General features: G+C 73.4%; 25 protein-coding genes and 2 pseudogenes. 13 read left to right on the top strand and 14 right to left on the bottom strand.

The features are described from left to right. Positions 1–7: 7 nt before the first annotated feature. Positions 8–1,198 (bottom strand): CaiB/BaiF CoA transferase family protein, encoded by a 1,191-nt coding sequence (locus ACZ5C2_RS10710; RefSeq protein ID WP_468788820.1) that lies wholly within the window; start codon positions 1,196–1,198, stop codon positions 8–10. Positions 1,199–1,218: 20 nt separating this feature from the next. Continuing rightward, on the bottom strand, positions 1,219–1,512 hold the full coding sequence (locus tag ACZ5C2_RS10705) for a hypothetical protein (protein ID WP_468788818.1): 294 nt from the start codon (positions 1,510–1,512) through the stop codon (positions 1,219–1,221). Positions 1,513–1,637: 125 nt separating this feature from the next. Between ACZ5C2_RS10705 and ACZ5C2_RS10700 the strand changes: the two genes are divergently transcribed. Then, the gene (locus tag ACZ5C2_RS10700) at positions 1,638–2,543 is read left to right on the top strand and encodes a LysR family transcriptional regulator (RefSeq protein ID WP_468788816.1); all 906 of its coding nucleotides are present in this window, start codon (positions 1,638–1,640) and stop codon (positions 2,541–2,543) included. Positions 2,544–2,562: 19 nt separating this feature from the next. On the opposite strand, the gene ACZ5C2_RS10695 is transcribed toward ACZ5C2_RS10700, so the two are convergent. After that, positions 2,563–3,141: a TetR/AcrR family transcriptional regulator gene (locus tag ACZ5C2_RS10695; protein WP_468788814.1), complete on the bottom strand. Its 579-nt coding sequence runs from the start codon at positions 3,139–3,141 to the stop codon at positions 2,563–2,565. A gap of 261 nt (positions 3,142–3,402) precedes the next feature. On the opposite strand from ACZ5C2_RS10695, the gene ACZ5C2_RS10690 reads away from it, so the two are divergent. From ACZ5C2_RS10690 to ACZ5C2_RS10675, 4 genes are read left to right on the top strand one after another with little or no spacing between them, the layout of a single operon-like run. Next, a complete protein-coding gene (locus ACZ5C2_RS10690; protein WP_468788812.1) occupies positions 3,403–3,960 on the top strand; it encodes a (2Fe-2S)-binding protein in 558 nt (185 codons plus the stop codon). After that, on the top strand, positions 3,957–4,949 hold the full coding sequence (locus ACZ5C2_RS10685) for an FAD binding domain-containing protein (protein ID WP_468788810.1): 993 nt from the start codon (positions 3,957–3,959) through the stop codon (positions 4,947–4,949). The genes ACZ5C2_RS10690 and ACZ5C2_RS10685 overlap by 4 nt, the downstream gene beginning before the upstream one ends. After that, a complete protein-coding gene (locus ACZ5C2_RS10680) occupies positions 4,946–7,075 on the top strand; it encodes a xanthine dehydrogenase family protein molybdopterin-binding subunit (RefSeq protein WP_468788808.1) in 2,130 nt (709 codons plus the stop codon). The genes ACZ5C2_RS10685 and ACZ5C2_RS10680 overlap by 4 nt, the downstream gene beginning before the upstream one ends. Then, positions 7,068–8,204, top strand: a complete 1,137-nt coding sequence (locus ACZ5C2_RS10675) for an XdhC family protein (protein WP_468788806.1) — start codon at positions 7,068–7,070, stop codon at positions 8,202–8,204. The genes ACZ5C2_RS10680 and ACZ5C2_RS10675 overlap by 8 nt, the downstream gene beginning before the upstream one ends. A gap of 749 nt (positions 8,205–8,953) precedes the next feature. Here the strand turns inward: ACZ5C2_RS10675 and ACZ5C2_RS10670 are convergent. Next, positions 8,954–9,517, bottom strand: coding sequence for an NADPH-dependent FMN reductase (locus tag ACZ5C2_RS10670; RefSeq protein ID WP_468788804.1), 564 nt, complete (start codon positions 9,515–9,517; stop codon positions 8,954–8,956). 121 nt (positions 9,518–9,638) lie between these two features. Between ACZ5C2_RS10670 and ACZ5C2_RS10665 the strand changes: the two genes are divergently transcribed. The 3 genes from ACZ5C2_RS10665 to ACZ5C2_RS10655 all read left to right on the top strand — a co-directional run bounded on the left by ACZ5C2_RS10665 (position 9,639) and on the right by ACZ5C2_RS10655 (position 12,983). Further along, entirely contained in the window at positions 9,639–10,295 is a 657-nt protein-coding gene (locus ACZ5C2_RS10665) for a TetR/AcrR family transcriptional regulator (protein ID WP_468788802.1), read from the top strand. 84 nt (positions 10,296–10,379) lie between these two features. Beyond that, complete coding sequence (locus tag ACZ5C2_RS10660; RefSeq protein WP_468788800.1) at positions 10,380–11,417, top strand: LacI family DNA-binding transcriptional regulator; 1,038 nt, start codon at positions 10,380–10,382, stop codon at positions 11,415–11,417. A gap of 132 nt (positions 11,418–11,549) precedes the next feature. Next, a complete protein-coding gene (locus tag ACZ5C2_RS10655) occupies positions 11,550–12,983 on the top strand; it encodes an aldehyde dehydrogenase family protein (protein WP_468788798.1) in 1,434 nt (477 codons plus the stop codon). A 26-nt stretch (positions 12,984–13,009) separates the two neighbouring features. Here the strand turns inward: ACZ5C2_RS10655 and trxA are convergent, their stop codons facing one another. After that, positions 13,010–13,405, bottom strand: a complete 396-nt coding sequence (gene trxA, locus ACZ5C2_RS10650) for a thioredoxin (RefSeq protein ID WP_468788796.1) — start codon at positions 13,403–13,405, stop codon at positions 13,010–13,012. Positions 13,406–13,525: 120 nt separating this feature from the next. On the opposite strand from trxA, the gene ACZ5C2_RS10645 reads away from it, so the two are divergent. Then, positions 13,526–14,971 (top strand): dihydrolipoyl dehydrogenase family protein, encoded by a 1,446-nt coding sequence (locus ACZ5C2_RS10645; protein WP_468788794.1) that lies wholly within the window; start codon positions 13,526–13,528, stop codon positions 14,969–14,971. Between the two features lie 336 nt (positions 14,972–15,307). Here ACZ5C2_RS10645 and ACZ5C2_RS10640 read toward each other — a convergent pair whose 3' ends face one another. Next, entirely contained in the window at positions 15,308–15,952 is a 645-nt protein-coding gene (locus ACZ5C2_RS10640; RefSeq protein ID WP_468788792.1) for a peptide deformylase, read from the bottom strand. Positions 15,953–16,196: 244 nt separating this feature from the next. Here ACZ5C2_RS10640 and ACZ5C2_RS10635 point away from each other — a divergent pair, with 244 nt between their 5' ends. Together ACZ5C2_RS10635 and ACZ5C2_RS10630 are read left to right on the top strand one after the other, a co-directional pair. After that, positions 16,197–16,325, top strand: a complete 129-nt coding sequence (locus ACZ5C2_RS10635) for a hypothetical protein (protein ID WP_468788790.1) — start codon at positions 16,197–16,199, stop codon at positions 16,323–16,325. Further along, positions 16,271–16,459 (top strand): annotated as a pseudogene (locus ACZ5C2_RS10630) (PepSY domain-containing protein); the annotation flags it as partial. The gene ACZ5C2_RS10635 and the pseudogene ACZ5C2_RS10630, both read left to right, overlap by 55 nt. Before the next feature lie 62 nt (positions 16,460–16,521). On the opposite strand, the gene ACZ5C2_RS10625 reads toward ACZ5C2_RS10630, so the two are convergent. From ACZ5C2_RS10625 to ACZ5C2_RS10610, 4 genes and pseudogenes are all read right to left on the bottom strand, one after another. Beyond that, positions 16,522–16,869, bottom strand: a complete 348-nt coding sequence (locus ACZ5C2_RS10625) for a tetratricopeptide repeat protein (protein WP_468788788.1) — start codon at positions 16,867–16,869, stop codon at positions 16,522–16,524. A gap of 129 nt (positions 16,870–16,998) precedes the next feature. Then, positions 16,999–17,076, bottom strand: a pseudogene (locus ACZ5C2_RS10620) (DNA-binding response regulator); the annotation flags it as partial. A gap of 40 nt (positions 17,077–17,116) precedes the next feature. Further along, the gene (locus ACZ5C2_RS10615; protein ID WP_468788786.1) at positions 17,117–18,274 is read right to left on the bottom strand and encodes a sensor histidine kinase; all 1,158 of its coding nucleotides are present in this window, start codon (positions 18,272–18,274) and stop codon (positions 17,117–17,119) included. Further along, positions 18,271–19,107 carry a lysostaphin resistance A-like protein gene (locus ACZ5C2_RS10610; RefSeq protein ID WP_468788784.1) on the bottom strand — a complete coding sequence of 279 codons (837 nt, stop codon included), beginning with the start codon at positions 19,105–19,107 and terminating at the stop codon, positions 18,271–18,273. Before ACZ5C2_RS10610 ends, ACZ5C2_RS10615 begins: the two co-directional genes overlap by 4 nt. Before the next feature lie 288 nt (positions 19,108–19,395). On the opposite strand from ACZ5C2_RS10610, the gene ACZ5C2_RS10605 reads away from it, so the two are divergent. Both ACZ5C2_RS10605 and ACZ5C2_RS10600 read left to right on the top strand, forming a co-directional pair. Continuing rightward, entirely contained in the window at positions 19,396–20,373 is a 978-nt protein-coding gene (locus tag ACZ5C2_RS10605; RefSeq protein ID WP_468788782.1) for a pyridoxal-phosphate dependent enzyme, read from the top strand. Positions 20,374–20,519: 146 nt separating this feature from the next. Further along, positions 20,520–20,879, top strand: coding sequence for a cupin domain-containing protein (locus tag ACZ5C2_RS10600; RefSeq protein ID WP_468788780.1), 360 nt, complete (start codon positions 20,520–20,522; stop codon positions 20,877–20,879). Between the two features lie 353 nt (positions 20,880–21,232). Here ACZ5C2_RS10600 and ACZ5C2_RS10595 read toward each other — a convergent pair whose 3' ends face one another. The 4 genes from ACZ5C2_RS10595 to ACZ5C2_RS10580 all read right to left on the bottom strand — a co-directional run bounded on the left by ACZ5C2_RS10595 (position 21,233) and on the right by ACZ5C2_RS10580 (position 25,639). Then, the gene (locus ACZ5C2_RS10595) at positions 21,233–22,597 is read right to left on the bottom strand and encodes a vWA domain-containing protein (protein WP_468788778.1); all 1,365 of its coding nucleotides are present in this window, start codon (positions 22,595–22,597) and stop codon (positions 21,233–21,235) included. Further along, positions 22,594–23,451, bottom strand: a complete 858-nt coding sequence (locus tag ACZ5C2_RS10590) for an AAA family ATPase (protein ID WP_468788776.1) — start codon at positions 23,449–23,451, stop codon at positions 22,594–22,596. Before ACZ5C2_RS10590 ends, ACZ5C2_RS10595 begins: the two co-directional genes overlap by 4 nt. A gap of 88 nt (positions 23,452–23,539) precedes the next feature. Beyond that, entirely contained in the window at positions 23,540–24,850 is a 1,311-nt protein-coding gene (locus ACZ5C2_RS10585; protein ID WP_468788774.1) for an FtsX-like permease family protein, read from the bottom strand. Between the two features lie 3 nt (positions 24,851–24,853). Then, positions 24,854–25,639 carry an ABC transporter ATP-binding protein gene (locus ACZ5C2_RS10580; protein WP_468788772.1) on the bottom strand — a complete coding sequence of 262 codons (786 nt, stop codon included), beginning with the start codon at positions 25,637–25,639 and terminating at the stop codon, positions 24,854–24,856. Positions 25,640–25,674 lie beyond the last annotated feature (35 nt).

The following is a 25,674-nucleotide window of genomic DNA, read 5'->3' as shown; positions in this document are numbered from 1 at the left end:
CCGCCGTTCAGATCACGGCGTCCGCGCGCAGGGTCTCGATGTCCTCCGGGCCGCGGCCCAGTTCCGCCAGGATCGCCTCCGTGTGTTCGCCCACGGCCGGTACCGGGTCCATGCGGGCCGGCACGCCCGCCAGGTCGGCGGGCGGAAGCAGCGCCTGCACCGTCCCGCCCGGTACCGCCACCTCGCGCCAGCGGTCGCGGGCGGCGAGCACCGGGTGGTCGAGGAACGCGGCGACGTCGTTGACCCCGGCGCAGGCGATCCCGATCGCCTCCAGGTCCTTCAGCAGTTCCTCGGCGTCGTCACGGGCGAAACGCTCCGTGATGATCGCGTTCAGCTCCTCCCGGTGCGTCACCCGGTCGGAACCGGTCGCGAACCGAGGATCGTCGGTCAGGTCGGGCCGGCCGAGGAACCGAACGCACAGGGCCGCCCACTCGCGCTCGTTCTGGATGGAGAACAGCACTTCACGGCCGTCGGCGGCCCGGTAGGTCCCGTACGGTGCGATGGTGGCGTGCTGGGTGCCCAGACGCGGGGGCTGGCCGCCGCCGTAGCGGGTGTAGTAGGCGGGCTGCCCCATCCACTCGGCCAGCGCCTCGAACAGGGACACCTCCACCGGATGGGCCGTGCCGGTGGTGGCACGGGTGTACAGGGCGGTGAGCACTCCGCTGTACGCGTACATCCCGGCGGCGATGTCGGCGACGGAGATCCCGGTACGGGCGGTCTCCTCCGGCGTCCCGGTCAGTGACACCAGGCCCGTCTGGCACTGCATCAGCAGGTCGTACGCCTTGCGGTCGGCCCATGGGCCGCTCGTGCCGTAGCCGGAGATCGTGCAGGGGATCAGCCGGGGGTGGCGGCGGGTGAGTTCCCCGGTCCCCAGGCCGAGGCGGTCGGCGGCACCCGGTGCCAGGTTCTGCACGAACACATCGGCGTTGTCGAGCAGTTGGTGCAGGATCGCCCGACCCCTGGGATCCTTCAGGTCCAGGGTGAGGGACTCCTTGGAGCGGTTGATCCACACGAAGTAGCTGGAGTGGCCGTGGACGGTGGTGTCGTACCGCCGGGCGAAGTCGCCCTCACCCGGCCGCTCCACCTTGATCACGCGTGCGCCGAGATCGGCCAGCTGCCGGGTGGCGTAGGGCGCCGCCACCGCCTGCTCCACGCTGACCACCGTCACCCCGGACAGGGGGAGTCTCCGCACGTCCACGCCTCCTCGACTGCTCCGGATCACCGGCTTCGATTAGTACGGCGGGGGCGAGCCGCTGTCAACGGCCGCCCCGTCCGCTCACCGGCCGGCCCGGTTGTACGGAGCACGGCGGGGCGGCCGCGGGACACGACGCGGGCGCCGCGCTCGCCGACGGCACGGACCTGGAGCGAGCCGCAGCCGCAGCGGGTCCACACCGTGCTGCCCGCCGCGGTGCTGTGCCGGGAGACCACCTGGAACGGCTCGGCGTCGTCCGGCCACCCGCAGAACGGGCAGGAGATGCCGGTCGTACCCGTGGCACCGGTCGTGCTGGTCATGATGACTCCCCGCTTCCTCAGCGATGTCGGTGTGCCTGTCGATGTCGCGACACGGCAAGGGTGCGTCGCCACATCCGTACACGTCCAGGTTGACTTTGCGTACGTGACCGTGAAGCGTGGACTTCATGATTGATCTGCGCCGGCTGCACGTTCTCAGGGCGGTCGCCCACTACGGCACGGTCACCGCGGCGGCCCACGCCCTCCACTTCACCCCGTCCGCCGCCTCCCAGCAGATCCGTCAGCTCGCCCGCGAGCTGGATGTCACCCTGCTGGAGCCGCGGGGGCGGGGGGTGCGGCTCACTCCGGCCGCCGAGAGCCTGCTGGCGCACGCCGACGCCATCCAGGCCCGCTGGGACCAGGCCGAACGGGACCTGAGGGCCGGCCACGGCGCCCCGGCGGGCCCGCTGCGCGTGACCGGGCTCGCGTCGGCGGTGTCGGTGCTGCTGGCCCCGATGGCCGCCCGGCTGGGCGAGCGCCATCCGCGGCTGTCGGTGCGGATCTCGGAGGCGGGGGTGCCGCAGAGCTTCGACCTGCTCTTCGAAGGGGCCACCGACCTGGCCGTGGTGGAGTCCACCCCGCTCAACCCGCCGCTGAGCGACACCCGGTTCGACCAGCAGCCGCTGCTGGACGAGCCGTTCGACCTCGTCGTCCCGGCCGGGCATCCCCTGGCCGGAGCCGGGCGGACCGACCTCGCCGAGGCGGCCCGCGAGCCGTGGATCGCGCCGGTGCCGGAGAGCCCCTGCCGGTCGCATGTGATGTCCGCGTGCGGCGCGGCCGGCTTCGCCCCGGACGTCGTGCACCACGCCATCGACTGGAACGTCACCGCCCATCTCGTGGCCCATGGCCTCGGTGTCGCCCTGATCCCGCGCCTCGCGCGGCTGACCCCGGACCTGCCGGTCACCCGGGTCCGCTGCGCGGGCAACCCGCACCGCAAACTGCTGACCTGTACCCGGGGCGGCGGCCACGCCGGCCCGGCCGTGGAGGCCGCGCTGCGCGAGCTGCGGGCACTGGTGCCCGAGGCGGTCGCCTGAGTCGGTCGCCCGAGGGGCGCTACCGCCCCGGCGCCCCCACGCGCAGGCCGTCCATGATGAGGTCCAGCAGCCGGGCGGCGCGGGGCTGCCAGTCTCCGGCGGCGTCGAGTTGCCAGAGGCCGCCCATGGCGAGTGCCAGGTCGTCCGCAGTCACCCCCGGCCGGATGACACCGGCCTCCTCGCAGCGGCGCAGCAGGAAGTCGGCCGCCTCGGTCACCGGGCTGTGGGCCGGCTTCTCGGGGCTGCCCGGCCCGGTGGTCGCCTGCCGGAGGGCGTCGGCCAGTCCGGCCTTGGCCATGGCGAACCGGGCCAGCCGGTCCATCCACTCGCGCAGTGCGCGGTCCGGCTCCCGGCACTCGAGCAACCGCGCCGCGCTGTCGGCGACCTGCTGCATCTCGTACCGGTAGATCTCCAGGACGAGTGCCTCACGGCTGGGGAAGTTCCGGTAGAAGGTGCCCTGTCCCACGCCCGCCTTCTTGGCGATGACGCTCAACGGGGTGTCCGCCGAGTGCGTGAGCTCGACGAGGGCGACCTGCAGGATCCGCTCGCGGTTGCGCTGCGCGTCCGCGCGCAGAGGCGCCTCCTTCTCGTGTCCCATGTGTCCTCCTTACGGGCCCGTGGCCGAAACCCGTCCTTGCTAAGCGGACAACTGTCCACTACGTTTTTCGAAGTAACGGACAGCTGTCCGCTTCCGGTCATCGTATCGGCGGACACGGACGGCCGCAGCATGTCCCGACGGCCGGCGTTCCCCGCCCCTCCCGCACCCCGCATGGTCCCCAACGCTCCACGTTCCGTACAGCTCACCCCACCCCGCGTCATCGACCCGTCCGCCTTCCAGATCCCTGAAAGAAGGCTGCTCATGGCTCACTCGACGTCCAGCTCCGTCACCCTGAACATCAACGGCGAGAAGCACACGCTGTCCGTCGACCACCGCACCACCCTGCTCGACGCCCTGCGTGAGCGGCTCGAGCTGACCGGCACCAAGAAGGGCTGCGACCAGGGTCAGTGCGGTGCGTGCACCGTCCTGGTCGACGGCCGCCGCACCGTGTCCTGTCTGCAACTGGCCGTCGCCTCCGACACCCGGGAGATCACCACCGTCGAGGGCCTGGCCGAGGGGGACCTGCTGCACCCGGTGCAGCAGGCCTTCCTCGACCTGGACGGCTTCCAGTGCGGTTACTGCACCCCCGGCCAGATCTGTTCGGCCGTCGCCGTCATCGAGGAGCACGCCGCGGGCTGGCCCAGCGCCGTCACCGAGGACCTACGGCCCGAAGCGGAACGGCCACCCCTGACCCCCGGGGAGATCAGGGAGCGCATGAGCGGCAACCTGTGCCGCTGCGGGGCCTACGTGCAGATCGTCCAGGCCGTCGCCCGCGCTGCCGCCACCAGCCCCACCGAGACCGAGGAGACCGCCGCATGAGGGAGTTCGACTACCGGCGCGCCGACGACGTCTCCGCGGCGGTGGCGCTGCTCGGCGCCGACCCCGACGCCCGCTACCTCGGCGGCGGCACCAACCTGGTCGACCTGATGAAGACCGGCGTGGAACGCCCCGCCCGGCTCGTCGACGTCCGTACTCTCCCGCTGGACCGGATCGAGTCGGCGGACGGCGGCGGACTGCGCGTCGGGGCCACCGTCACCAACAGCGACCTCGCCGCACACCCCGGGATCCGCGCCCGCTACCCGGCCCTCGCCCAGGCCGTACTCGCCGGTGCGTCCGGACAACTGCGCAACATGGCCACCGTCGGAGGCAATCTGCTCCAGCGCACCCGCTGCGGCTACTTCACCGACGTGACCGGGCCCTGCAACAAGCGTGACCCCGGCAGTGGTTGCCCCGCCGTCGAGGGCGAGCACCACAACCACGCCGTGCTCGGCGCCTCCGACCACTGCGTGGCCGTCCACCCCTCCGACATGGGTGTGGCACTCAGCGCCTTCGACGCGGTCGTCTCCTACGAAACCGCCGACGGGCCGGGGGAGTTGCCGCTGGCCGACTTCTACCTGCCGGTGGGGGAGACCCCGCACCGGGAGACCGCGCTGCCGCCCGGCGCGCTCCTCACCCACGTCACCCTGCCGCCCGCGCGGATCGCCGCCCGCTCCCGCTATCGCAAGGTCCGCGAACGGGCCTCGTACGCCTTCGCGATCGGCTCCGTCGCCGCCGCCCTCGACGTCTCGGGCGGAGTCGTGTGCGACGCCCGCCTCGCCTTCGGCGCGGTCGCCTCCCGGCCCTGGCGGGCCCGTGCCGCCGAACGCGTCCTGACCGGCGCCCCGGCGACCGCGGAGTACTTCGCCGCGGCCGCGGACGCCGAACTCGCGGCCGCCAGGCCGCTGCCCGACAACGGATACAAGGTGACACTGATGCGCAACCTCGTGGTGGCCGTGCTGTCCGAACTCGCCGAGGAGGCCGCACGATGACCACCGCCACCACCGGCACCGCGACGACGGGAGCGGTCGGCACCGCGCACATCCGCGTCGAGGGCCGCGACAAGGTCACCGGCGCCGCCCGCTACGCCGGCGAGATCCCCTTCGCCGGTCTCGCCCACGGCTGGCTGGTGCTGTCCACCGTCGCCCGCGGCCGGATCGTGTCCGTCGAGACCGGACCCGTACTCGGCATGCCGGGCGTGCTCACCGTCCTGCACCACGGGAACGCCCCGAGGTTGGAGACCGACTACGTCGGCATGCTGGGCGTGCCGCCGGACCCGACGGCCGCGGTGTTCCAGAACGACCGCGTCCCGCACGCCGGCTGGCCCGTCGCCCTCGTCGTCGCCGAGACCTCCGAGCAGGCCCGGGAGGCCGCCGAGGCCCTCGTCGTCACCTACGAACAGGAACCGCACGACATCGCGTTCTCCGCCGGCCGCCCGGACGCCTACCCGGCCGACGGACACATGCCCGCCCTGGCGGAGAAGGGTGACCTGGAGGCCGAACTCGCCGCCTCCGCCCACGTGGTGGACGCGGAGTACACCACGCCCGAGGAGCACCACGCCATGATGGAGCCGCACGCGGCGACCGCCCTGTGGGACGGCGGCCGGCTCGAGGTCGTCGACTCCAACCAGGGCACCACCTGGGTCGCCGACGAGCTCGTACGGATGTTCTCGCTGGACGTGTCCGCCGTGCGGGTGCGCTCCGAGCACATCGGCGGCGGATTCGGCAGCAAGGGCACACGGGCCCACCAGGTGGCCGCCGTGATGGCCGCCACGGCCCTGCAGCGGCCGGTCCGTGTCGTACTGACGCGCCGTCAGATGTTCTCGCTCACCGGCTACCGCAGCCCCACCACCCAGCGGATCCGTCTTGGCGCCGACCCCGACGGCCGGTTGCGCGCCCTGGACCACCGCTCGCTCAACCAGACGTCGACGGTCTGGCAGTTCGTCGAACCGAGTGCGGGCGTGGCGCGGACCCTGTACGACGCCGACGCCCACCGCACGGAGAACCGGGTGGTGCGGCTGGACGTGCCGTCCCCGACCTGGATGCGCGCACCCGGCGAGGCGCCGGGCTCGTTCGCGGTGGAGTCCGCGCTCGACGAGCTGGCCGAGCGGTGCGGCGTCGACCCGATCGACCTGCGACTGCGCAACGAGCCGGAGCTGGGCCCGGTCTCCGGGCTGCCGTTCGCCGGCCGCAACCTCGCCGCCTGCTTTCGCGAGGGCGCCCGCCGCTTCGGCTGGTCCGGCCGCGACCCGCGGCCCGGCGTGCGCCGTGAGGGCCGCTGGCTGCTCGGCACGGGCACGGCCGCGGCCTCCTTTCCGGCGCAGGTCATGCCCTCCACCGCGGCGGTGACGGCGGAACCGGACGGCACCTTCACCGTGCGCCTCTCGGCGGCCGACATCGGTACCGGGGCCCGTACGGCGCTCACCCTGGTCGCCGCCGACGCGCTGCGGGTGCCCACCGACCGGGTCCGGGTGCACATCGGCGACAGCGACTTCGGCCCGGCGATGATCGCCGGCGGCTCCGCGGGCACCCGCTCCTGGGCCTGGGCGGTCACGGCCGCCGCCGGGGAGCTGCGGGAGCGGCTCGTGCCGGGCGGCACCGTGCCGCCGGAGGGCATCACCGTGCGCTCCGACACCACCGCCGCCGTCGGGGCCCTGTCCCAGAAGGAACGGCACTCCTACGGGGCGCAGTTCGCGGAGGTCGCCGTGGACGTCACCACGGGCGAGGTGCGGGTGCGCCGGATGCTCGGCATCTTCGCCGCCGGCCGGATCGTCAACCCGCTCACCGCCCGCAGCCAGCTCGTCGGGGGCATGATCTGGGGCATCTCCATGGCCCTGCACGAGGAAGCGGTGCGCGACAGCGCCTCGGGCGGCCTCTACGGCCCCGACCTCGCCGGCTATCACGTCGCGAGCCATGCCGACGTACCGGCGGTCGAGGCGGACTGGGTGGACGACCCGGACCCCGACGACCCGGTCGGGATCAAGGGCATCGGCGAGGTCGGCATCGTGGGCGCGGCGGCGGCCGTCGCGGGCGCGGTCTGGCACGCGACCGGCGTACGTCACCGGAGTCTGCCCATCCGTCCGGGCCGGGTGCTGGAGGCGGGAGGACCGCGTGTTTGACATCGCCGGTGAGCTGCACCGCTGGCTGTCCGAGGGCCGGGAGTTCGCCGTGGCCACGGTGGTGTCCGTGAGCGGCAGCGCACCGCGCGGCCCCGGCGCCGCGCTCGCGGTCGACAGCGGGGGCACGGCGGTCGGTTCGGTTTCCGGCGGCTGCGTGGAGGGCGCGGTGTACGACCTGTGCGCCCGGGCGCTCGAGGACGGCGCGACCCGTGTCGAACGGTTCGGCTACAGCGATGAGGACGCCTTCGCGGTGGGCCTGACCTGCGGTGGGGTCATCGACATCGTGGTCACCCCGGTGCTCGCGAAGGCCCCCGCCCGGCGGGTGCTGCGGGCGGCGCTGTCGGCCGCCGTCCGGAGGGAGCCGGGCGCACTGGTCCGGGTCGCCGAGGGACCGGCGGAACTCCGCGGCGGGGTCCTCTTCGTACGCCCGGACGGCTCGTACGAAGGCAGCCTCGGCGGCACCGAGGACCTGGACCGGACGGCGGCCGGCGAGGCCGGTGCCCTGCTGGACGCCGGGCGCACCGGCACGGCCGGTGTCGCGGAGGACGGCTCGCACTGCCCGGGCGGCGTGACCCTCTTCGTGGAATCCTCGCTGCCGCCACCCCGCATGATCGTGTTCGGGGCGATCGACTTCGCGGCGGCGCTGGTGCGGGCGGGCAGGTTCCTCGGCTACCACGTCACGGTCTGCGACGCCCGGCAGGTCTTCGCCACCCGGGCCCGCTTTCCGGAGGCCGACGAGATCGCGGTCGACTGGCCGCACCGCTATCTGCGGAGCACGCAGACCGACGCGCGCACGGTGCTGTGCGTCCTCACCCACGACGTCAAATTCGACATCCCTCTGCTGAAGGTGGCCCTGGGCCTGCCGGTGGCGTACGTCGGGGCGATGGGCTCCCGCCGCACCCACGCCGACCGCGGACGCCGTCTGCGCGAGGCGGGCGTGGGGGAGCGGGAGCTGTCCCGCCTCCGCTCGCCGATCGGTCTCGACCTCGGCGCCCGCACCCCGGAGGAAACGGCCCTGTCGATCGCGGCGGAGATCGTCGCCGCCCGTCGCGGCGGCACGGGGGTGCCCCTGACGGACTCGGGGACGCCCATTCACCGCGACGGGCCGGAAACGGCGGCAGCGGCGTGAGCGTCGCCGGGGGCGTACTGCGGGCCCTCCGGCACCTGTGTGCGGAAGGACCCGGCTTGCCGGCGCCCGGCGCCCGCCCCCGTCCGGGGGCACCGTGCCGCTGACGGGTCCCCGGGGGATCGGCCCACCGTGACGGGCGGGCGGCGTGAGTGGGGGAGCGTGCTTGCTGAAGGCGACGGGCCGTTGGCTCGGGCTTCGCGGCGCCCCGCGCCTGGCTTCGTCCGGGAGCCGGGTGGCTTCGGCCTGGGCGCCGGTGCGGTGGGGTGGCTGGGGTCCGGCGTGGGCGGCCGCGCCGGGCTGGGGCGGCCGTAGCTTTGACCGGGCCCGGGGGGAGATCGGCGCACCGGAACGGGTGGGTGCGGCGGCGGTCCGAGTGTCCGGGGGCGCTTGCGGCGGGGGCCGTTGGCCTGAGGCTGCGACGCCCGGCGCTTCGCTTCTCCCGGGATGCGGGCGGCCCTGGTCCCGCCCGCTGTGCGGCCAGGCGTCGGAGGGCGGCGGGGATCCTGGCGTCAGGTCGACGTGGCACCGGTGTTTCGCGGACGGACCCGGGGCCGGTCCACTGCGACGGAGCGTGGTCCGGCGCAGGCGCCGGACCAGGAGGCCCGCAACAGCGTGGAGGGGCCGCAAGCCACGAGGGCTGCGGCCCCTCCACGACGCGTGGTTCTCCGAGCCGGTGAGCCGGGAGCGTCCGGCCCGGCGGCGGGTTCGGTGGGAGGGCCGGAGCCGGTGCTCCGGTCCTTCGGGGAGGGTCAGGCGGCCGGCGGCCGGCCGGCGAGGGTGTGCAGGCGGGTGATGACCTCGGTCAGCTGCTCGGCGACCTCGGTGTCGTCGGCAGGGTGGGTCTCGGCGAAGCGGGTCACCGAGCCGGGGATGGACAGCTTGATGTCCTCGATCACCTTGCCGCCGGCGATGCCCACGGCCTTGCGGGCCTCGTCCTGTGCCCAGACGCCGCCGTACTGGCCATAGGCGGTGCCGACGACGACGACCGGCTTGCCGCCGATGGCGCCGGCGCCGAAGGGGCGGGACAGCCAGTCGATGGCGTTCTTCAGGACGGCCGGGATCGTTCCGTTGTACTCGGGCGTGAAGAGCAGCAGCGCGTCGGAGCCGGCAGCGGCCTCGCGCAGCTTGGCGGCGGCGGCCGGGACACCGCCCTCGACGTCGATGTCCTCGTTGTAGAAGGGAATCTCCGCCAGCCCTTCGTAGAGCGCCACGTCGGCGCCCGCGGGAGCGAGCTTGACCGCGGTCTCGGCGAGCTGGCGGTTGTGCGAACCGGCGCGAAGGCTGCCGACGAGAGCGAGGATGCGAACAGACATGGAAGAACTCCAGGGGCGCTGAAAGGTGGCCTTGGCACATACGGACCGGGGTCCGGTTCGTATGTGTAGCACCCTAACCGGACCGCGGTCCAATTTCTTCCCCATGCTTTACGCTGGCTTCATGTCCGCCGCGACGCCGTCCGCCCCGGCACCCCAGGAGCCCGTAGTGCCGCAGGAGCTGCTCCAGCTCGGCGCCGACGAGCCCTGCCTGCGCGCCGACGCCGCACGCAACCGTGCCCGGCTGCTGGAGGCGGCCGCGCTGCTCGTGGCCGAACGCGGGGCCGACGCCGTCACCATGGAGGAGGTGGCGACGGCCGCCCGGGTGGGCAAGGGTACGGTCTTCCGCCGCTTCGGCGACCGCACGGGACTGCTCACGGCACTCCTCGACCACTCCGAGAAGAAGTTCCAGGCCGCCTTCCTCAGCGGACCCCCGCCGCTCGGCCCGGGCGCGCCCCCGGTCGAGCGGCTGCGGGCCTTCGGTCTCGCCATGCTGCGCCGCACCGCCGACGAACTGGAGCTGCAACTGGCCGCCGAAGCGGATGCCGGCCGCCGCTTCACCGTCGCCCCCCGCCGGGTGCTGCGCCATCACGTCACCCTGCTGCTGCGCGAGGTGGTGCCGGACGCGGACTGCGAGCTGCTGGCCCACACGCTGATGGCGCAGCTGGACCCCGCCCTGGTCCACCATCTGGTCCGTCAGTGCGGCATGCCGCCGGAGCGGCTGGAAGCCGCGTGGACGGACCTGGTCGACCGCGTCACGGACTCCGCGGCCGCCGGCTGACGGGCTCGGCGCGGACTCCGGCCGGCGGTCTCAACTCACCCGGCCGTAAGCCCCGTTACCGCTTCTGCAAGGATGCGGTACGTCATGGTGCAGATACCGAACCCGCCCGCGCCCGCGTCCCCCGCACCGACGCGCTCCGTACCCACGAGCGCCGATGTGGCCCGCCTGGCCGGCGTCTCGCGCGCGACCGTCTCCTACGTCCTGAACAACGCCGGCGCCGTCCGGATCAGCGAACCCACCCGGCGCCGGGTGCGCGAGGCCGCGAGGGAGCTCGGTTACGTGCCGCACGCCGCGGCCCGCAGCCTGCGCGCCGGGCACAGCCGTCTGGTCCTGATGCCCGCGCCCGCCTTCCCCGTCGGCCCGCTCTACAGCCAGTTCATCAACGACCTCCAGGGCGCCCTCGGCCACCTCGACTACACGGTCGTGCAGTACGGCACCGTCGGCCTGCACGACGACGAGGCCGCCCGCGCCTGGGCGGAACTGCGGCCGGTGGCGGTACTGGTCCCCGGCTCCGGACTCGGCCCGCGCGGCGTCGAGGTGCTCAAACGCTCCGGGGCGCGGGCCGTCGTCACCCTCGGCCCCGAGACCGTCGAGGGCGCGCACGCCCTGCTCATCGACCACGACGTGGTCGGTCACAGCGCGGGCGCCCACCTCTTCGACCGCGGTCGCCGCCGGATCGGTGTGGTCGTCCCGCGTGAGCCCGGCCTGGAGACCTTCTCCGCCCCCCGCCTGGCCGGGGTGCGCGCCGCCCTGCGCGGCACCGACGCCACGGTCACCGAGCTGTCCCTGGCGTACGACGAGGGAGCCGCGGCCCGGCTCGCCGCCCGCTGGCGTGCTCTCGGCCTCGACGCCGTGTTCACGTACAACGACGAGTACGCGATGCTGCTGATGCGCGCGCTCCAGGACGAGGGCATCCGCATCCCCGAGGAAGCCGCAGTGGTCGGCGCCGACAACCTGATGCTCGGCCGGCTGCTGCGGCCCCGGCTGAGCACCGTGCACCTCGAACTGCCGACCGGCCGTGAACTGGCCGGACTGGTCGACCGCGCGGTGCGCGACCCGGCCGCGGCGCCCGAGGCGCACAAGGTGCTCGGGGCATCGGTGGTGCGACGCGCGTCCAGCTGACACCGTGGGAGGCGGCGGGCCGGCGAAGAGGGTGAGATCCCTCCGCTTCTCGGGGCCCGGCGGCCAAAATGTTGCGTGCTCAACCACATGGGTACGCGGACGGACGTCCGCGCCCGCGATCGGAGAGCCCTCATGACGTTGCTCGACCGCACGGCCCGGCCGTCCCGCCCGCTCACGGGAGCCGAGCACACCGTCACCGAGCCCGCCACCGGCGACGCCCTCGGCACCGTCACCCTCGCCACCGCCGAGGACGTCGGGGCCGCCGCCGAGGCCGCCCGTGCCGCACAGACCGCGTGGGCGAAGGCCCCGCACTTCGTCCGGGCCGGAGTCCTCCGCAAGGCCGGTGACCTGTTCGCCGCTCACGCCGAGCTGCGGGAGTGGCTGATCCGTGAGGCCGGCAGCATCCCCGGCAAGGCGGACTTCGAGCTCCATGTCGCCGCCCAGGAGTGTTACGAGGCCGCCGCCCTCGCCTCCCGCCCGGCCGGACAGGTGCTGCCCACCGAGGAGCCCCGGCTGTCCTACACCCGCCGGGTGCCGGTGGGCGTGGTCGGAGTCATCGCCCCGTTCAACGCGCCGCTGATCCTGTCCATCCGCTCCGTCGCCCCCGCTCTGGCGCTCGGCAACGCGGTCGTGCTCAAGCCCGACCCGCGCACCGCGGTCTGCGGCGGACTGGCGCTCGCCGCGGTGTTCGACGAGGCGGGGCTGCCCGAGGGACTGCTGCACGTCCTGCCCGGGGGACCGGAGACCGGTCAGGCCCTGGTCGCCGACCCGCGCATCCCCGTCATCTCCTTCACCGGCTCCACCGGTGCCGGCCGCGCCGTCGGAGAGGCCGCAGGCCGCCATCTGAAACGCGCCCACCTGGAGCTGGGCGGGAACTCCCCGCTCGTCGTGCTCGAGGACGCCGATCTCGACGCGGTGATCTCCGCGGCCGCCTGGGGATCGTTCTTCCACCAGGGCCAGATCTGCATGACGGCCGGACGGCATCTGGTCCACGCCTCGCTGTACGACGAGTACGTCGACCGGCTGGCCGCCAAGGCCGACTCCCTCGACGTCGGCGACCCGCACCGCGAGCAGGTGCATCTGGGCCCGCTCATCGACCGTACCCAGCTCGGCAAGGTCCACGGCCTGGTCGAGGCCAGCACGGCCGGAGGAGCGAAGCTCGCCGCCGGCGGCACCCACGACCGGCTCTTCTACCGGCCCACCGTCCTCGCCGACGCGGACGACGTCACCCCCGCCTACATGGAGGAGGTCTTCGGTCCCGTGGCTCCGGTACGGTCCTTCGCCACCCTGGACGAGGCCGTCGCCCTCGCCACCGCGAGCCCCTACGGACTCTGCCTGGGCATCGTCACCGGGGACCCGGCCCGCGGGCTCGATCTCGCGGACCGCATTCCCACGGGCATCGCCCACATCAACGACCAGACCGTGAACGACGAGGCCGTCGCCCCGTTCGGCGGGGTCGCCGCGTCCGGCACCGGCTCCCGCTTGGGAGGCGACGCCAGCCTGGAGGCCTTCACCGACCTGCGGTGGACCACCGTACGCGCGGACGTGGCCCGGTACCCGTTCTAGCGGGCCGGGCACCGCGGCCTACGGGGTCACGCGCCCTCGTCCGGCGCCTGTCCCTGCTGCGCCTGCTGCTCGGCGATCTGCTTGCGGACGTCGTCCATGTCGAGCTTGCGGGCCTGTCCGATGACGTCCGTCAGCGCGGCCTCGGGCAAGGCACCCGGCTGGGCGAACACGGCGACCTGGTCGCGCACGATCATGAGCGTGGGGATCGACTGGATACCGAAGGCCGCGGCCAGCTCCGGCTGCGCCTCGGTGTCCACCTTCCCGAACACCAGGTCCGCGTTCTCCTCCGCCGCCTTCTCGTACACGGGTGCGAACTGACGGCAGGGGCCGCACCAGGCCGCCCAGAAGTCGATCAGCACGAACTCGTTGTCCGTGACCATCTGGTCGAAGTTCTCCTTGGTGAGCTCCACGGTGCTGCTCATGGCGTGTTTCCCTCTTCCTGGTGTGGGGGTCGGGCCGTCGGCACAACACAGCCCGCAGGTCACGTATTCCGCGCCCTTACCCATGTGGCCGGGCAGCACACCACCCACCAGACTGACGCCATGACGGAAACACAGTCGACGCCACCGGAATCAACCGCCTACGACGTCGTGGTGCTCGGAGCCGGGCCCGTGGGCGAGAACGTCGCGGACCGCACCCGCGCCGCCGGGCTCACCACCGCGGTCGTGGAGAGCGAGCTGGTCGGCGGTGAGTGCTCCTACTGGGCGTGTTCACCCAGTAAGGCCCTGCTGCGGCCGGTCATCACCCAGGCCGACGCACGCCGCACCCCGGGCCTGAAACAGGCGGTCCAGGGGCACCTCGACGCCGCCGCCGTACTGGCCCACCGGGACGAGTACGCCTCCCACTGGAAGGACGACGGCCAGGTCCAGTGGCTGGCGGGCACCGGAGCCGATCTGTACCGCGGGCACGGACGGCTCACCGGCCCGCGTACCGTCACCGTCGCCGGCCCCGACGGTGAGGAACACGTCCTCACAGCCCGGCACGCCGTCGCCATCTGCACCGGCAGCCGCGCCAGGCTGCCCGACCTGCCCGGACTCGCCGAGGTCAGGCCGTGGACCAGCCGGGAGGCCACCAGCGCCCAGTCGGTGCCCGGCCGGCTGGTCGTGGTCGGCGGCGGGGTCGTCGCGACCGAGATGGCCTGCGCCTGGCAGGCGCTCGGCTCGCGAGTCACTCTGCTCGTACGCGGTGAGGGCCTGCTCAGGGGCATGGAGCCGTTCGCCGGGGACATGGTCGCCGAGGCGCTCACCGAGGCCGGCGCGCAGATCCGTACGGGAACCTCCGTGAAGTCGGTGACCAGGGAGAACGGGACCGTCCACGTGGTCACCGACGACGGTGACCGGATCGAGGCCGACGAGATCCTCTTCGCCACCGGCCGCGCCCCGCGCACCGACGACATCGGCCTGGAGACGATCGGCCTGGAGCCCGGCTCCTGGCTCACCGTCGACGACAGTCTCCGGGTCACCGGCCACGACTGGCTGTACGCCGTCGGCGACGCCAACCACCGAGCTCTCCTCACCCACCAGGGCAAGTACCAGGCCCGGATCGCGGGCGCCGTCATCGCCACCAGGGCCGCGGGGCAGACCGTACAAGCGGAGGAGTGGGGAGCGCATGCCGCCACCGCCGACCACGCCACCGTGCCCCAGGTCGTCTTCACCGACCCGGAGGCGGCCGCCGTCGGTCTCTCCCTCGCCGAGGCGGAACGGGCGGGCCACCGCGTCCGCGCCGTCGACGTCGACCTGTCCTCCGTCGCCGGCGCCGGCCTCTATGTCGACGGCTACCGGGGCCGGGCCCGCATGGTCGTGGACCTCGAGGACGAGATCCTGCGCGGCCTCACCCTGGTCGGCCCCGGCGTCGGCGAACTCATCCACTCGGCGACCATCGCGGTGGCCGCCCAGGTCCCCGTCCACCGTCTCTGGCACGCGGTCCCGTCGTACCCGACGATCAGCGAGGTGTGGCTGCGCCTGCTGGAGGCGTACCGGGACGCGTGAACCCGCTGCCGCCAGGGCCTGTCCGGCGGGTCCAGCCGGAGGGCGCCCGCGCGACGGGACTCCCTCCCGCTAGGGCGTCGTCGAGCGCGGGGGACCCGGCGACCGGGGCAGCGCGGAAGCGGGGGAGGGAGCGCCGGGTCCCGTGGCTCCGGCACAACCCGCCGGACAGGTGGTGGTGGACGGTTCCGCGGCGGTTCCGCCGCGCGCCGAGCGCGGTCCGCCCCGGCGGGACCGACGATGCGCCGCCCGGCGGACGACGGCGGTACGGGACAGGGAGCGTCCGGGGACGTCGTGCCCCCGGTCCGGGCCGCCGCCAGGGCCCCGGTGCGGATCCACCTAGGGCAGGTCGAAGCCCAGTGCCCGCGCCGCCGGCTCCGGCGTCGGCTGCGACCAGTACTCCGCCGCGGCCTGATGGGTGGACAGCGAGCGCGGCTCGGCCCTGTCGAGGTACAGCGTGCCGTCGAGGTGATCCGTCTCGTGCTGGACGATCCGGGCGGGCCAGCCGGTGAACACCTCGTCCAGCGTCCGCCCGTGCTCGTCCTGCCCGGTCAGCCGCACCTGCGCGGCCCGCGCCACCACCGCCTGGTACCCCGGCACGCTCAGGCACCCCTCGAAGAACGCGGCCCGCCCGGTGCCGATCGGCTCGTACGCCGGATTCACCAGCACCCGGAACGGCTGCGGAACCCGCCCGCGCACGAGACGCACCTCCTCCGGAACCGGCGCCGGGTCCTCGATCACCGCGATCCGCAGCCCCACTCCGACCTGCGGCGCGGCCAGTCCGACACCCGGCGCCGCGCGCATGGTGGCGCGCAGCGCCTCGACGAACCGGGCCAGCAGTGCGGGCCCCAGCCGGCCGTCGTACGGCTCACTGCCGGCCCGCAGCACCGGATCACCGGCCGCGACGATGGGCAGCGGCCCCTCGACGGTGAGCAGTTGCTCGACCTGCTCGGTCAAGGGCGCACGGCGGTCCGGAAGTTCCATGCCGTCAGGATCGCACGCCTCCCGCATGTGGCGCAGGTCACTCGTCTCCCGCGGGAACTGAATGCCCCGCGGCTCCGACTACTGCACCACCATGCCCGCCCAGACGGACCCGGGAGAACCCCACCGATGACCACCGTTCCCCCGACCACCACGGACGAGGCCCCCAACCCCCGCCCTCGCAAACCCGAAGAGCGCGTGGGCCGCCCTGCGCCCCCTCGTTCTGCGCCTGCACTTCTACGCGGGCGTGCTGGTGGCGCCGTTCCTCCTCGTCGCAGCCCTCGCCGGGCTGCTGTACGCCGCGTCCTTCCAGACGGAGAGCGAGGAGCCTGGCAGCAGGTGCCGCCGCACGTCCTTGTCCCGCTGCTGGCCCTGATCGCGGTACTGGGCTCCTTCGTGCCGCTGCTCGGCATCCCCCTGGCGGCGTTCCTCGCCGTCGACATCATCCTCGGGGAGATCGCCCACCGACGGGGGCGGCGGACCTGCGGACGCGGCACGGCGACGCGATGACGGGGAACCCCGGCGTGCGGTACCCGGCCCCCGTTGGACCGTTGGAGGGCCGGGCACCGGTGTCATGCGTCGTCGAACTCCCCGCCCAGCGCGGCCGCGATGCGCAGATGCGGCCGGGCCTCGTCGTCGCGTCCCTGCCGCTGGAGGGTGCGCCCGAGCATCAGCCGGGCGTAGTGCTCCACCGGGTCGCGCTCCACGATGACCTTCAACTCAGCTTCGGCGCGGCGGAGTTGGGCCGAGTGGTAGTAGGCGCGTGCCAGCAGCAACCGCGGTCCGGTCTGCTCCGGGACCTCCCCGACCAGCGTGCCCAGGACGCGCGCGGCGGCGGTGTAGTCCTTGGCGTCGAAGAACATCCCCGCGCGCTCCCAGCGCTCGGCCGGCGTTCCGTGGTCGTAGTACGTGGCGTTCACAGGTGACCTCCTCGAAGGCCGACAACCGAGCCGGGCGTCGCGCTATTCCACGTCACCGATGAGCCGCGCACGGCCGGCCGGACGCCGTGGACCAGCCGTCGGGGTCCCGGGAGGCTTAGGCCACGATCACGTCCGCCCGGCGCCGTACTCGCCGGCCACCTCCAGGCCGGGCTGGGCGCCGATGACGGTCACCAGACCGGTGCGGATCCGCGCCTGGTCATCGCAGACCGGGACCGGAGCAGTGCGGTCATGCCGTGTTCCCCGACGGTATGCGGGCCCGCACGACGAAGCCGCCGCCCGCCTCCGGGCCCGCGCTGAAGTCGCCGCCCAGGACGTCGATCCGTTCCCGGAGGCCTGCCAGGCCCCGGCCGCTCCCGCCGGGGGAGGAGGCGACCGGTGTGCCGGAACCGTCCGTGCCGACCTCCACGGTGATCTGCCGTTCGCCGTGCCGCACCTGGACATGGGTGGCGCCGCCGTGGGCGTACTTGAGGGCGTTCGTCAGTGCCTCCTGCACGACCCGGTAGGCGACGAGGTCGGCGCTGCCGGTCGACGGTGCCGGCGTGCCCTCCTCGGTGAACTTCACCGGCTGCCCGGCCCGGCGGGTCTGCTCCACGAGCGTGAGGAGCCGGCCGACGGGCGGTGTCCTGGTCTCGGCGCCGTGGTCGGGGTTGAGCAGGTCGAGCAGGTGCCGCAGGTCGGTGATGGCCCGTCGGCCGGTGTCGGTGACGGCGGTCAGTGTCTCGTCCAGCCGGTCGGGCGCGGCGGTCAGATAGCGGGCGGCCTCGGCCTGCACGACCATCGCCGTCACATGATGGGTCACGACATCGTGCAGCTCACGGGCGATCCGGGTGCGTTCGGCGGTCCGGGAGTCCTCGGCGACGCGGTGCCGGCGTTCGGCCTCCGCGATCCGGGTGGAGCGCAGCCACGCCCCGATGCCCCACGCGAGGGCCACCGCCAGGTAGAACGTCACGAACTCGCTCGTCGGCTCGCCCGGACCGAACTGGTGGAACGTGACCGCCAGCGCCACGTAGCCGACGGTGCACGCCGCCGCGGTGGTGCGCCGGTACCCTTCCAGATACGCCCCGACGCTCAGCAGCGCGATGGGCAGCGCGGTGCCCGCGGGGGAGTGGTAGCCGCGGAGCTGGTCGAGGGCGAACCCGGCCACCACCAGGGTGAGGCAGACGAGCGGCCACCGCCGGCGCACGGCGAGCGGAAGCGACTGGAGGACCACCGCCACGAAGGCGAGCGTGTCGAAGGGACGGTCCGGCACGCCGCCGAGGAGCGTTCCGTGGTTCTGGAAGGCCGGCAGCAGCGACAGGGAGAGGACGAGCAGCCCGAGCAGAAGGTCCCTGACCGTGACGTCCAACCGGCGCCATGGTTCCCGGACCCGGTGAGGAGCGATCACCGGGGCAGTCTAACGGTGGCGTCGGCCCCCTCCGCGCGCCGACGGCGGGGCACCAGACGACCGCGCCGGTGGGCCAGCCACAGGAACGCGATCGTCAGCAGCACGCCGAACAGCACCGAGTACACGCTTCCCTCGGGGCCGAAGTCGCCGCCGGTGATCCACTTGTTGCCCGACGTCGTGGAGTCCAGCAGTCCCTGCTCGGTGTCGTTGCCCGAGACCACGGTGCTGAAGATGCCGCCCGCGGCGAAGTTCCAGCCGAAGTGCAGGCCGATCGGCACCCACAGGTTGCGGGTGGCGACGTACGCGGCGGCGAGCATGCCGCCGGCCTCGATCGCGATGGCGAAGGCGCCCCACACCGTGGCGTCCGGGTTGGGCAGATGGGCCAGGCCGAACAGCAGCGAGGTCAGCACCAGCGCGATCCAGGTGCCCGCGTACTCCTCGACGATCCGGAACAGGACACCGCGGAACAGCAGCTCCTCCGTGACGGCGGCGGCGGCCATGAAGCCGAAGAGCCCGGCCGTGCCGCTCAGCGAACCCAGTCCGTGCACCTCGTAGTTGCCGGAGGTGAAGAGGTTCGTGATGACCATCCCGAACATCACGACGCCGATCAGCGTCCCCCGGCCGAGCGCCGGTGCGGCAACCTTCGGGTCCAGCTCCGTGACCGGCCGGTGCTCGGTCCGTCCCACCACCCACCGGTAGACCAGCACCGCGAGCACGGTGGTCAGCATCCCGAGGGCGAGCGTGAGCCACGGGTTGTCCCGCACCGTGTTCACGGTCTGTCCCCCTACGGCGGTGATCGCCGCAACGGCCAGGATCTGCCAGACCACTCTCATCGATGACTCCTTCGTCCGATCCGCGGCCCATCGCCGCGTGTCGCCATGGACGCTACGGATCCGGTGGCCGGGAATCGTCACCGCACAGTGGACACCTGCCCGTAGCTCGCACGGGGGACAGGACGTGCCCCGCGCGCCGGGAATGATGTGTGGGCGTGGGAGGAACCGTGTCCACGGGCGACCGCCGGCCCGTGATGCGACGACGGCTCGGCCTCTCCCGCGCCTCCGCGTACAGCACCTCTCCCAGTCCAGGACGACGACCGACCCGACCCCCGCCGGAGGCACCGCGTGACGACCACCACCCCGCCGATCACCCTCGATGACGTCCGCTCGGCCGCCGAACGCCTCAGGGGCGTCGCGCACCGCACCCCCGTCCTGCGCTCCCGCACCCTGGACGCGCTCGTCGGCGCCGAGGTCCACCTCAAGTGCGAGAACTTCCAGCGCGTCGGTGCCTTCAAGTTCCGCGGCGCCTACAACGCGGCCTCCCGGCTCGGCCCCGACCAGCTGTCCCGGGGCATCGCCGCCTACTCCTCGGGCAACCATGCCCAGGCCGTGGCCCTGGCCGCCCGGGAGCTCGGCACCACCGCCGTCATCGTCATGCCCGAGGACGCCCCGCCGTCGAAGCGGGCGGCCACCGAGGGGTACGGTGCCGAGATCGTCACCTATGACCGGTACACCGGCGACCGGGTCGCCATCGCCGAGGCCCTGGCGGCCGGGCGGGGCCTGGCCCTCGTCCCGCCCTACGACCATCCCCACGTCATGGCCGGGCAGGGCACCGCGGCCCTCGAACTCGTCGAAGAGGCGGGAGAACTGGACGTTCTGCTCGCTCCGGTCGGAGGCGGTGGACTGATCGCCGGAAGCGCCACCGCCGTCAGGAGCCTGCGCCCCGCCACGCGGGTGGTCGGCGTCGAACCCGAGGCCGGGGACGACACCAAGAGGTCGCTGGAGCAGGGCCGGCGCGTCAGCATCCCGGTACCGCACACCATCGCCGACGGCCAGGCGCTGCACACCCCGGGCGAACTGACCTTCGCCGTCAACCGGCGGCTCCTCGACGGCATCGTGCTGGTCGGCGACGACGAGATCAGGGACGCGATGCGGTTCGCCTTCGAGCGGCTGAAGATCGTTCTCGAGCCGAGCGGGGCCACTCCGCTCGCCGCGCTGCTCACCGGCCGTGCGGGTCCGCTCCCTCGCAGGGTCGGCCTGATCCTGTCCGGGGGCAATGTCGACGCCGGGCGGTTCGCGCGGCTCTGCGGCCCCGGCGACTGACGTCGTCGTCCGTTTCCTCACCCGAATGGCGGCCCCGGGGGGACAGGCGGACGATGAAGTGGTGGGGCCCGGCCCCGCCGGTGCCGTTCCGGGCAGACGGAGACCGGACCCGGTCGTGCAGGGCGACGACCGGAAGGGAGAACGGCATGTTCGAGGTCAAGATGCTGGAGAAGCCCGACGAGCGACGCGATTTCCCGAGGGGCCATCTCGAGGCCGTCCACCTGACGGGGCTGGATTTCGCCGTGGCCACCTTCGAACCGGGGTGGCGCTGGTCGGAGTCCGTGGGCCCCATCGCGGGGACGAAGAGCTGCCGGATCCACCACAACGGCTACGTGGTGCAGGGCCGCCTGCGCCTCCGCATGGACGACGGCGCCGAGGGCGAGGTAGGTCCCGGCGACGTCTTCGTCTGCCCGCCGGGGCACGACGCGTGGGTCGTCGGGGACGACCAGGTCGTGGTGTACGACTTCGCGGGCGCGATGGCCCAGGAGTACGCGAAGGCGGACTGACCGACCAGCCGGGCCGGGGGTTCCGGTCACCACCCTGCCCGACCCCCCCGCGTGGCGGTCATGGTCGATGGCCGATCCGTCGCGGACGCGCCGTCGGGGGAGTAAACGGGGAGTGGTCCCTGTTGCCGTGGCAGCGTCGCGCCCGGTGAAGCGGGGACAGGTCCCCGTTCGAGTGGGGCGGTGTGTTCACGGCACTGGTGCTGGGCGGGGGCGAGCTGACCGCTTGCGCTTGGGAGACCGGCGTACCGGCAGGGCCGGCGGAGGCGGGGGTGCACCTCGGTGACGCCGAGAGCGGCTGAGATGACCGAGTGCACGGCACACGGGGCGGCCGGACCGGACCGTGTTCCTGGGGGTCACACCGGCAACAGCCGCCCCACCAGGGCGTTCAACTGCCGTACGTTCCGGCACTCGTGCATGTCCACCAGCTCCGCGTACTCGGGTGCCGCGGAGTCGCCGGTGCCCCAGCGGGAGCGTTGCTCGGGGTTGAGCCAATGGACCCGCCGGGCACTCCGGACCAGCTCGCGAACGGCCGGGAGATTCGGGTCGCCCATGTTGTTGCGGGCGTCGCCGAGGACGAACACCGTCGTGCGCGGGCCCACGGCATCGGCGTACCGCTCCGTGAACTCACCCAGCGCCATGCCGTAGTCGCTGCTGCCGTGCCAGCCGGTGAGGGCCGCCTCGCCCTGGATCCGGGCGCCCAGGCCCTCCGGGTCGGCGGCGCCGTGCACCAGCAGCCCGGTCACCTCGTCGATCCGGTTGACGAAGGCGAACACCCGCACCTTGCTGAACTGGTCGTGCAGCGCCTGCACCAGCAGCATCGTGAAGTCGGAGAATCCGGACACCGAACCCGACACGTCGCACAGCAGCACCAGTTCGGGCCGGGCGGGCCGACGCCGGCGCAGTACGGGCCGCATCGGCACCCCGCCGGTCGACAGCGAGCCGCGCAGCGTCCGGCGCAGATCGATGCTGCCGCGCGCGGCCCGGCGACGGCGGGCCGCCAGCCGGGTCGCCAGCTTCCGGGCCAGCGGCCGCACCGTACGCCGCAGCTCGGCCAGCCGGTCCTTCCCGGCGAACAGGAAGTCGACACGGTCGGCGGTCGGGGCCACCGCACGCCGGGCGATCTCGTCCCGGCCCCGCCGCTCCGCCACCCGCCGCCGCGCCTCCACTGCCACCATGCGCCGGAACTCCTCGACGCGCCGCCGGATCTCGTCCTCAAGGAGCCGGTCGCCGAAACCCGCGCTGCCGTCCCGCCCGCGCACCTCGTCCCGCACCCGCGCCAGCAGCGTCTGCGGACGCAGCCGGTCCAGCGTCTGGTACGACGACCAGCCGTCCGACCCGGCTGAACTCCCGTACCCGCCGAAGCCGTCGACCGCCTCCACCGCCAGCCGGCCCATCAGAGCGGTGTCGTTGTCGGCGAGCGCGGCCGCCAGCCGCTCGCGCAGGCCCTCCCGGTCCGCGGGCCCGCCCTCCGGGCCGCCGACCCCGCGCGGAAAGTAGAGGTCGAAGACCGCGTCGAACACCGGGCGTTGGACGGTCCCGTGCAACAGTGTCGCCGCCAGGCCCTCGCGGAGCAGCTCCCGGTCAGCGAGTCCGAGCGCCTCCACCGCGCGCGCCGCGTCCACGGTCTCGCCGGTGCCGACGCGCAGGCCGTGGGAACGGAGTGCGTCGACGAGGCCGCCCAGCCGGGTCGCGAGGTCGGATTCCGCGACGGCGCTCACAGAGCGTCCAGGTCGAGCTTGGCCGCCGCCTTCTGGATGTCGTCGTGATGCTTGAGGATCACGCCCAGGCTGTCGCGTACCACTGTCTCGTCCAGGGTGCCGGCGCCCAGCGCCAGCAGGGTGCGGGCCCAGTCGATGGTCTCGGCCACCGACGGCACCTTCCGCAGGTCCATCCCGCGCAACGCCCCCACCACCCGGACGACGGACTCGGTCAGCGCCGCGTCGATGCCCGGTACCTTCAGCCGTACGATCCGCCGCTCCAGCTCCGCGTCGGGGAAGCCGATGTGCAGGAACAAGCAGCGGCGGCGCAGCGCCTCGGACAGCTCCCGGGACGCGTTCGACGTGAGGACCACGAACGGGCGGCGGGCCGCGGTGACGGTGCCGAGCTCCGGAACGGTCACCTGGAAGTCGCTGAGCACCTCCAGCAGCAGCCCTTCGACCTCCACGTCCGCCTTGTCGGTCTCGTCGATCAGCAGCACCTTGGGGTCGTCGCCGCGGATCGCGGTGAGCAGCGGACGGGGCAGCAGGAACTCCTCGCTGAAGATGTCCGTCCGCGTCTCGTCCCAGCTCTCGTCCCGGCCGGCACTGATCCGCAGCAGCTGCTTGGCGTGGTTCCACTCGTACAGCGCCCGCGACTCGTCCACTCCCTCGTAGCACTGGAGCCGGATCAGCCGGGCCCCGGCTACCTCGGCGACCGCCTTGGCGAGCTCGGTCTTGCCGACCCCGGCGGGGCCCTCCACCAGCAGCGGCTTGCCGAGCCGGTCGGCGAGGAAGACGGTCGTGGCGACGGCGGGCGACGCAAGATAGCCGGTCCGGGCGAGGCGCGCGGAGACGTCGTCGACGGATGTGAACAACAGAGGCCTCCGGATGAGCGCGGGAACGACAGTGCCCGGACGCCCAAGGACGCCCAGGACACTATCCAAGCGCTTGCTCACCGCTCTGTCACGTGGTTGCCCCCACCGCCTGTACCGCCGGCGTACGCAGCACCCGCCGGGCCGTGACCAGGCTCGTCCCGAGCGTCACCGCCGCGCCGATCGACGCGACCAGGCCCCACGCACCGAACATCTGCTCCGGCAGCACCACGTCACCGCGGACCACGGAGAACGGCACGATCCCGGCCAGCGCCGCCAGCGTCCCGGTCAGCACCCCGGTGACCGTGAGGACCAGACCCTCGGCGCCCACCATGCCCAGCACCTGTCCGGGCGTCGCCCCGGCGAGACGCTGCCGGCCGAACTCCCCGCCGCGGTAGGCCGTCGCCGCGTACAGCGAGTTGACCAGCATCACGCACACGAACACCACGATGATGCCGACCACCGTGAAGTTCAGCGTCTCCAGGTTCTTGGCGTCGACCGACTTCACCAGCCCCGAGGCCGCCACCGCGTCGCTCTCCACCGCCTGCATGGTCAGCGTCGCCGTCGACACCGCCGTGAACAGGACCAGCGACATCAGGATGCCGGCGAGATCCCCGGCCCGCTGACGCAGGTTCCGCACGGCCAGCCACCCGCTCGCCCCGCCCGGCGCCAGCCGGCCCAGTAGGCCGGTCAGCAGCCGCGGCGCCATCAGCGCCAGCCCCACCGACAGCAGGATCGCCCCGTACGCGGGCGGCGCCATCAGCATCTCGTCCGATGCCGAGAGGACCAGGGTCGAGCACACCGCCACCGCACCGGCCGCCAGCGCCCCGAAGGCGAGGAACGTCCGCGCCCTGCCGTACCGTCGCCGCCCCCGCGTCACCCGCCGCACGGCGAGGAACGCCGCGCCCGCCGACGCGAGCAGCGTGACGCCGATGCCGGACAGCAGGGCGATGATCCCGAAGGAGTGGTCCACTGAGCGGGCGACCTGCCCGCTGTCCCGGAACACCTCGAGCAACAGCCGTCCGCCCGCCATCGCCGCGAGGACCGCGAGTGCCGCGCCCACCAGGGCCACGACCACCGCCTCACCGACGACCATCCGCTTCAGCTGCGCCGGGGTCGCCCCCGAGCAGCGCAGCAGCTCCAGCTCGCCCGCCCGCTGCCGCACGTTCACCGTCAGCGTCGAGGCGACGGCGAAGAACACCAGCAGTGTGCCGTACCCGCCGACCACGTCGGCGGACATCCGGAGGGTCTCGGAGCTGACCGCGTCCACGCCCGGCTGCCCCGCCGTGTCGTGCATCGACTGGAACGTCATGACGATCGCCGCGCCAAGGAAGGCGGACAGCAGCGTCGCGAGGAACCGTCCGGGCCGCCGCCGGACCGACCGCATGGCAAGGACGAACACGGCTCACACCCCCGCCGTCACGGTGTCGCCCAGATGGGCGAGCCGCTCCGCCACCGCGTCCACCGTCGGCGCGTCCAGCCGGCCGGCCAGCCGGCCGTCCGCGAGGAACAGCACACGGTCGGCGCAGGAGGCGGCGACCGGATCGTGCGTCACCATCACCACGGTCCGCCCGTACACCCGCACCGCCTGCTGGAGCAGCGCCAGCACCTCGCGCGCGCTGCGGGTGTCCAGGGCGCCGGTCGGCTCGTCCGCGAAGATCACCCGGGGCTCGGTGACCAGCGCCCGGGCGATCGCCACCCGCTGGCGCTGACCGCCGGACAACTGGTCGGGCCGGTGTCCGAGCCGGTCGCCCAGACCGACGGCGGTCAGGATCTCCCGGGCCCGCTTCCGGTCCACGCGCCGGCCGGCGAGCTTCAGCGGCAGCACGGTGTTCTGCGCGACGGTCAGTGTCTCGAGCAGGTTGTACTGCTGGAACACGAACCCGATCCGCCCGCGCCGGAACTTCGCCAGCTCCGCCTCGCTGCCACCCGTCAGCTCGGTCCCGTCCACCCGCACGATCCCGCTGTCCGGCCGGTCCAGGCCCGCCGCGCACTGCAACAGCGTGGACTTGCCCGAGCCGGACGGCCCCATCACCGCGGTGAACGTGCCCCGCGCCAGCCCGAGCGTCACCCCGTCGAGGGCGGTCACCGTGCTGTCCGCGGTGCCGTACGACTTGGTGACCTTGACCAGCCGCAGGGCCTCGGGGGCGGGCTCCGTGTCCTGGTCGGGTCGTGCCCCGTTGCGAAACATCGTCATCTCCTCCGTCCGGCACGTCCTGTGCCACG

Source organism: Streptomyces sp. NPDC031365 (genome assembly GCF_055569765.1).
The sequence above is the reverse complement of the archived record's forward strand: the minus strand, read 5'-3'. Positions and strand labels throughout refer to the sequence as shown.

Excerpts from the sequence above, each read along its gene's own strand:
- ACZ5C2_RS10705 (WP_468788818.1), bottom strand. The coding sequence starts at position 1,512 with ATGACCAGCACGACCGGTGCCACGGGTACGACCGGCATCTCCTGCCCG.
- ACZ5C2_RS10700 (WP_468788816.1), top strand. The coding sequence starts at position 1,638 with ATGATTGATCTGCGCCGGCTGCACGTTCTCAGGGCGGTCGCCCACTAC.
- ACZ5C2_RS10640 (WP_468788792.1), bottom strand. The coding sequence starts at position 15,952 with ATGGAACTTCCGGACCGCCGTGCGCCCTTGACCGAGCAGGTCGAGCAA.
- ACZ5C2_RS10610 (WP_468788784.1), bottom strand. The coding sequence starts at position 19,107 with ATGAGAGTGGTCTGGCAGATCCTGGCCGTTGCGGCGATCACCGCCGTA.
- ACZ5C2_RS10695 (WP_468788814.1), bottom strand. The coding sequence starts at position 3,141 with ATGGGACACGAGAAGGAGGCGCCTCTGCGCGCGGACGCGCAGCGCAAC.
- trxA (WP_468788796.1), bottom strand. The coding sequence starts at position 13,405 with ATGAGCAGCACCGTGGAGCTCACCAAGGAGAACTTCGACCAGATGGTC.
- ACZ5C2_RS10690 (WP_468788812.1), top strand. The coding sequence starts at position 3,403 with ATGGCTCACTCGACGTCCAGCTCCGTCACCCTGAACATCAACGGCGAG.
- ACZ5C2_RS10665 (WP_468788802.1), top strand. The coding sequence starts at position 9,639 with ATGTCCGCCGCGACGCCGTCCGCCCCGGCACCCCAGGAGCCCGTAGTG.
- ACZ5C2_RS10580 (WP_468788772.1), bottom strand. The coding sequence starts at position 25,639 with ATGTTTCGCAACGGGGCACGACCCGACCAGGACACGGAGCCCGCCCCC.
- ACZ5C2_RS10670 (WP_468788804.1), bottom strand. The coding sequence starts at position 9,517 with ATGTCTGTTCGCATCCTCGCTCTCGTCGGCAGCCTTCGCGCCGGTTCG.
- ACZ5C2_RS10660 (WP_468788800.1), top strand. The coding sequence starts at position 10,380 with ATGGTGCAGATACCGAACCCGCCCGCGCCCGCGTCCCCCGCACCGACG.
- ACZ5C2_RS10600 (WP_468788780.1), top strand. The coding sequence starts at position 20,520 with ATGTTCGAGGTCAAGATGCTGGAGAAGCCCGACGAGCGACGCGATTTC.
- ACZ5C2_RS10685 (WP_468788810.1), top strand. The coding sequence starts at position 3,957 with ATGAGGGAGTTCGACTACCGGCGCGCCGACGACGTCTCCGCGGCGGTG.
- ACZ5C2_RS10655 (WP_468788798.1), top strand. The coding sequence starts at position 11,550 with ATGACGTTGCTCGACCGCACGGCCCGGCCGTCCCGCCCGCTCACGGGA.
- ACZ5C2_RS10645 (WP_468788794.1), top strand. The coding sequence starts at position 13,526 with ATGACGGAAACACAGTCGACGCCACCGGAATCAACCGCCTACGACGTC.
- ACZ5C2_RS10680 (WP_468788808.1), top strand. The coding sequence starts at position 4,946 with ATGACCACCGCCACCACCGGCACCGCGACGACGGGAGCGGTCGGCACC.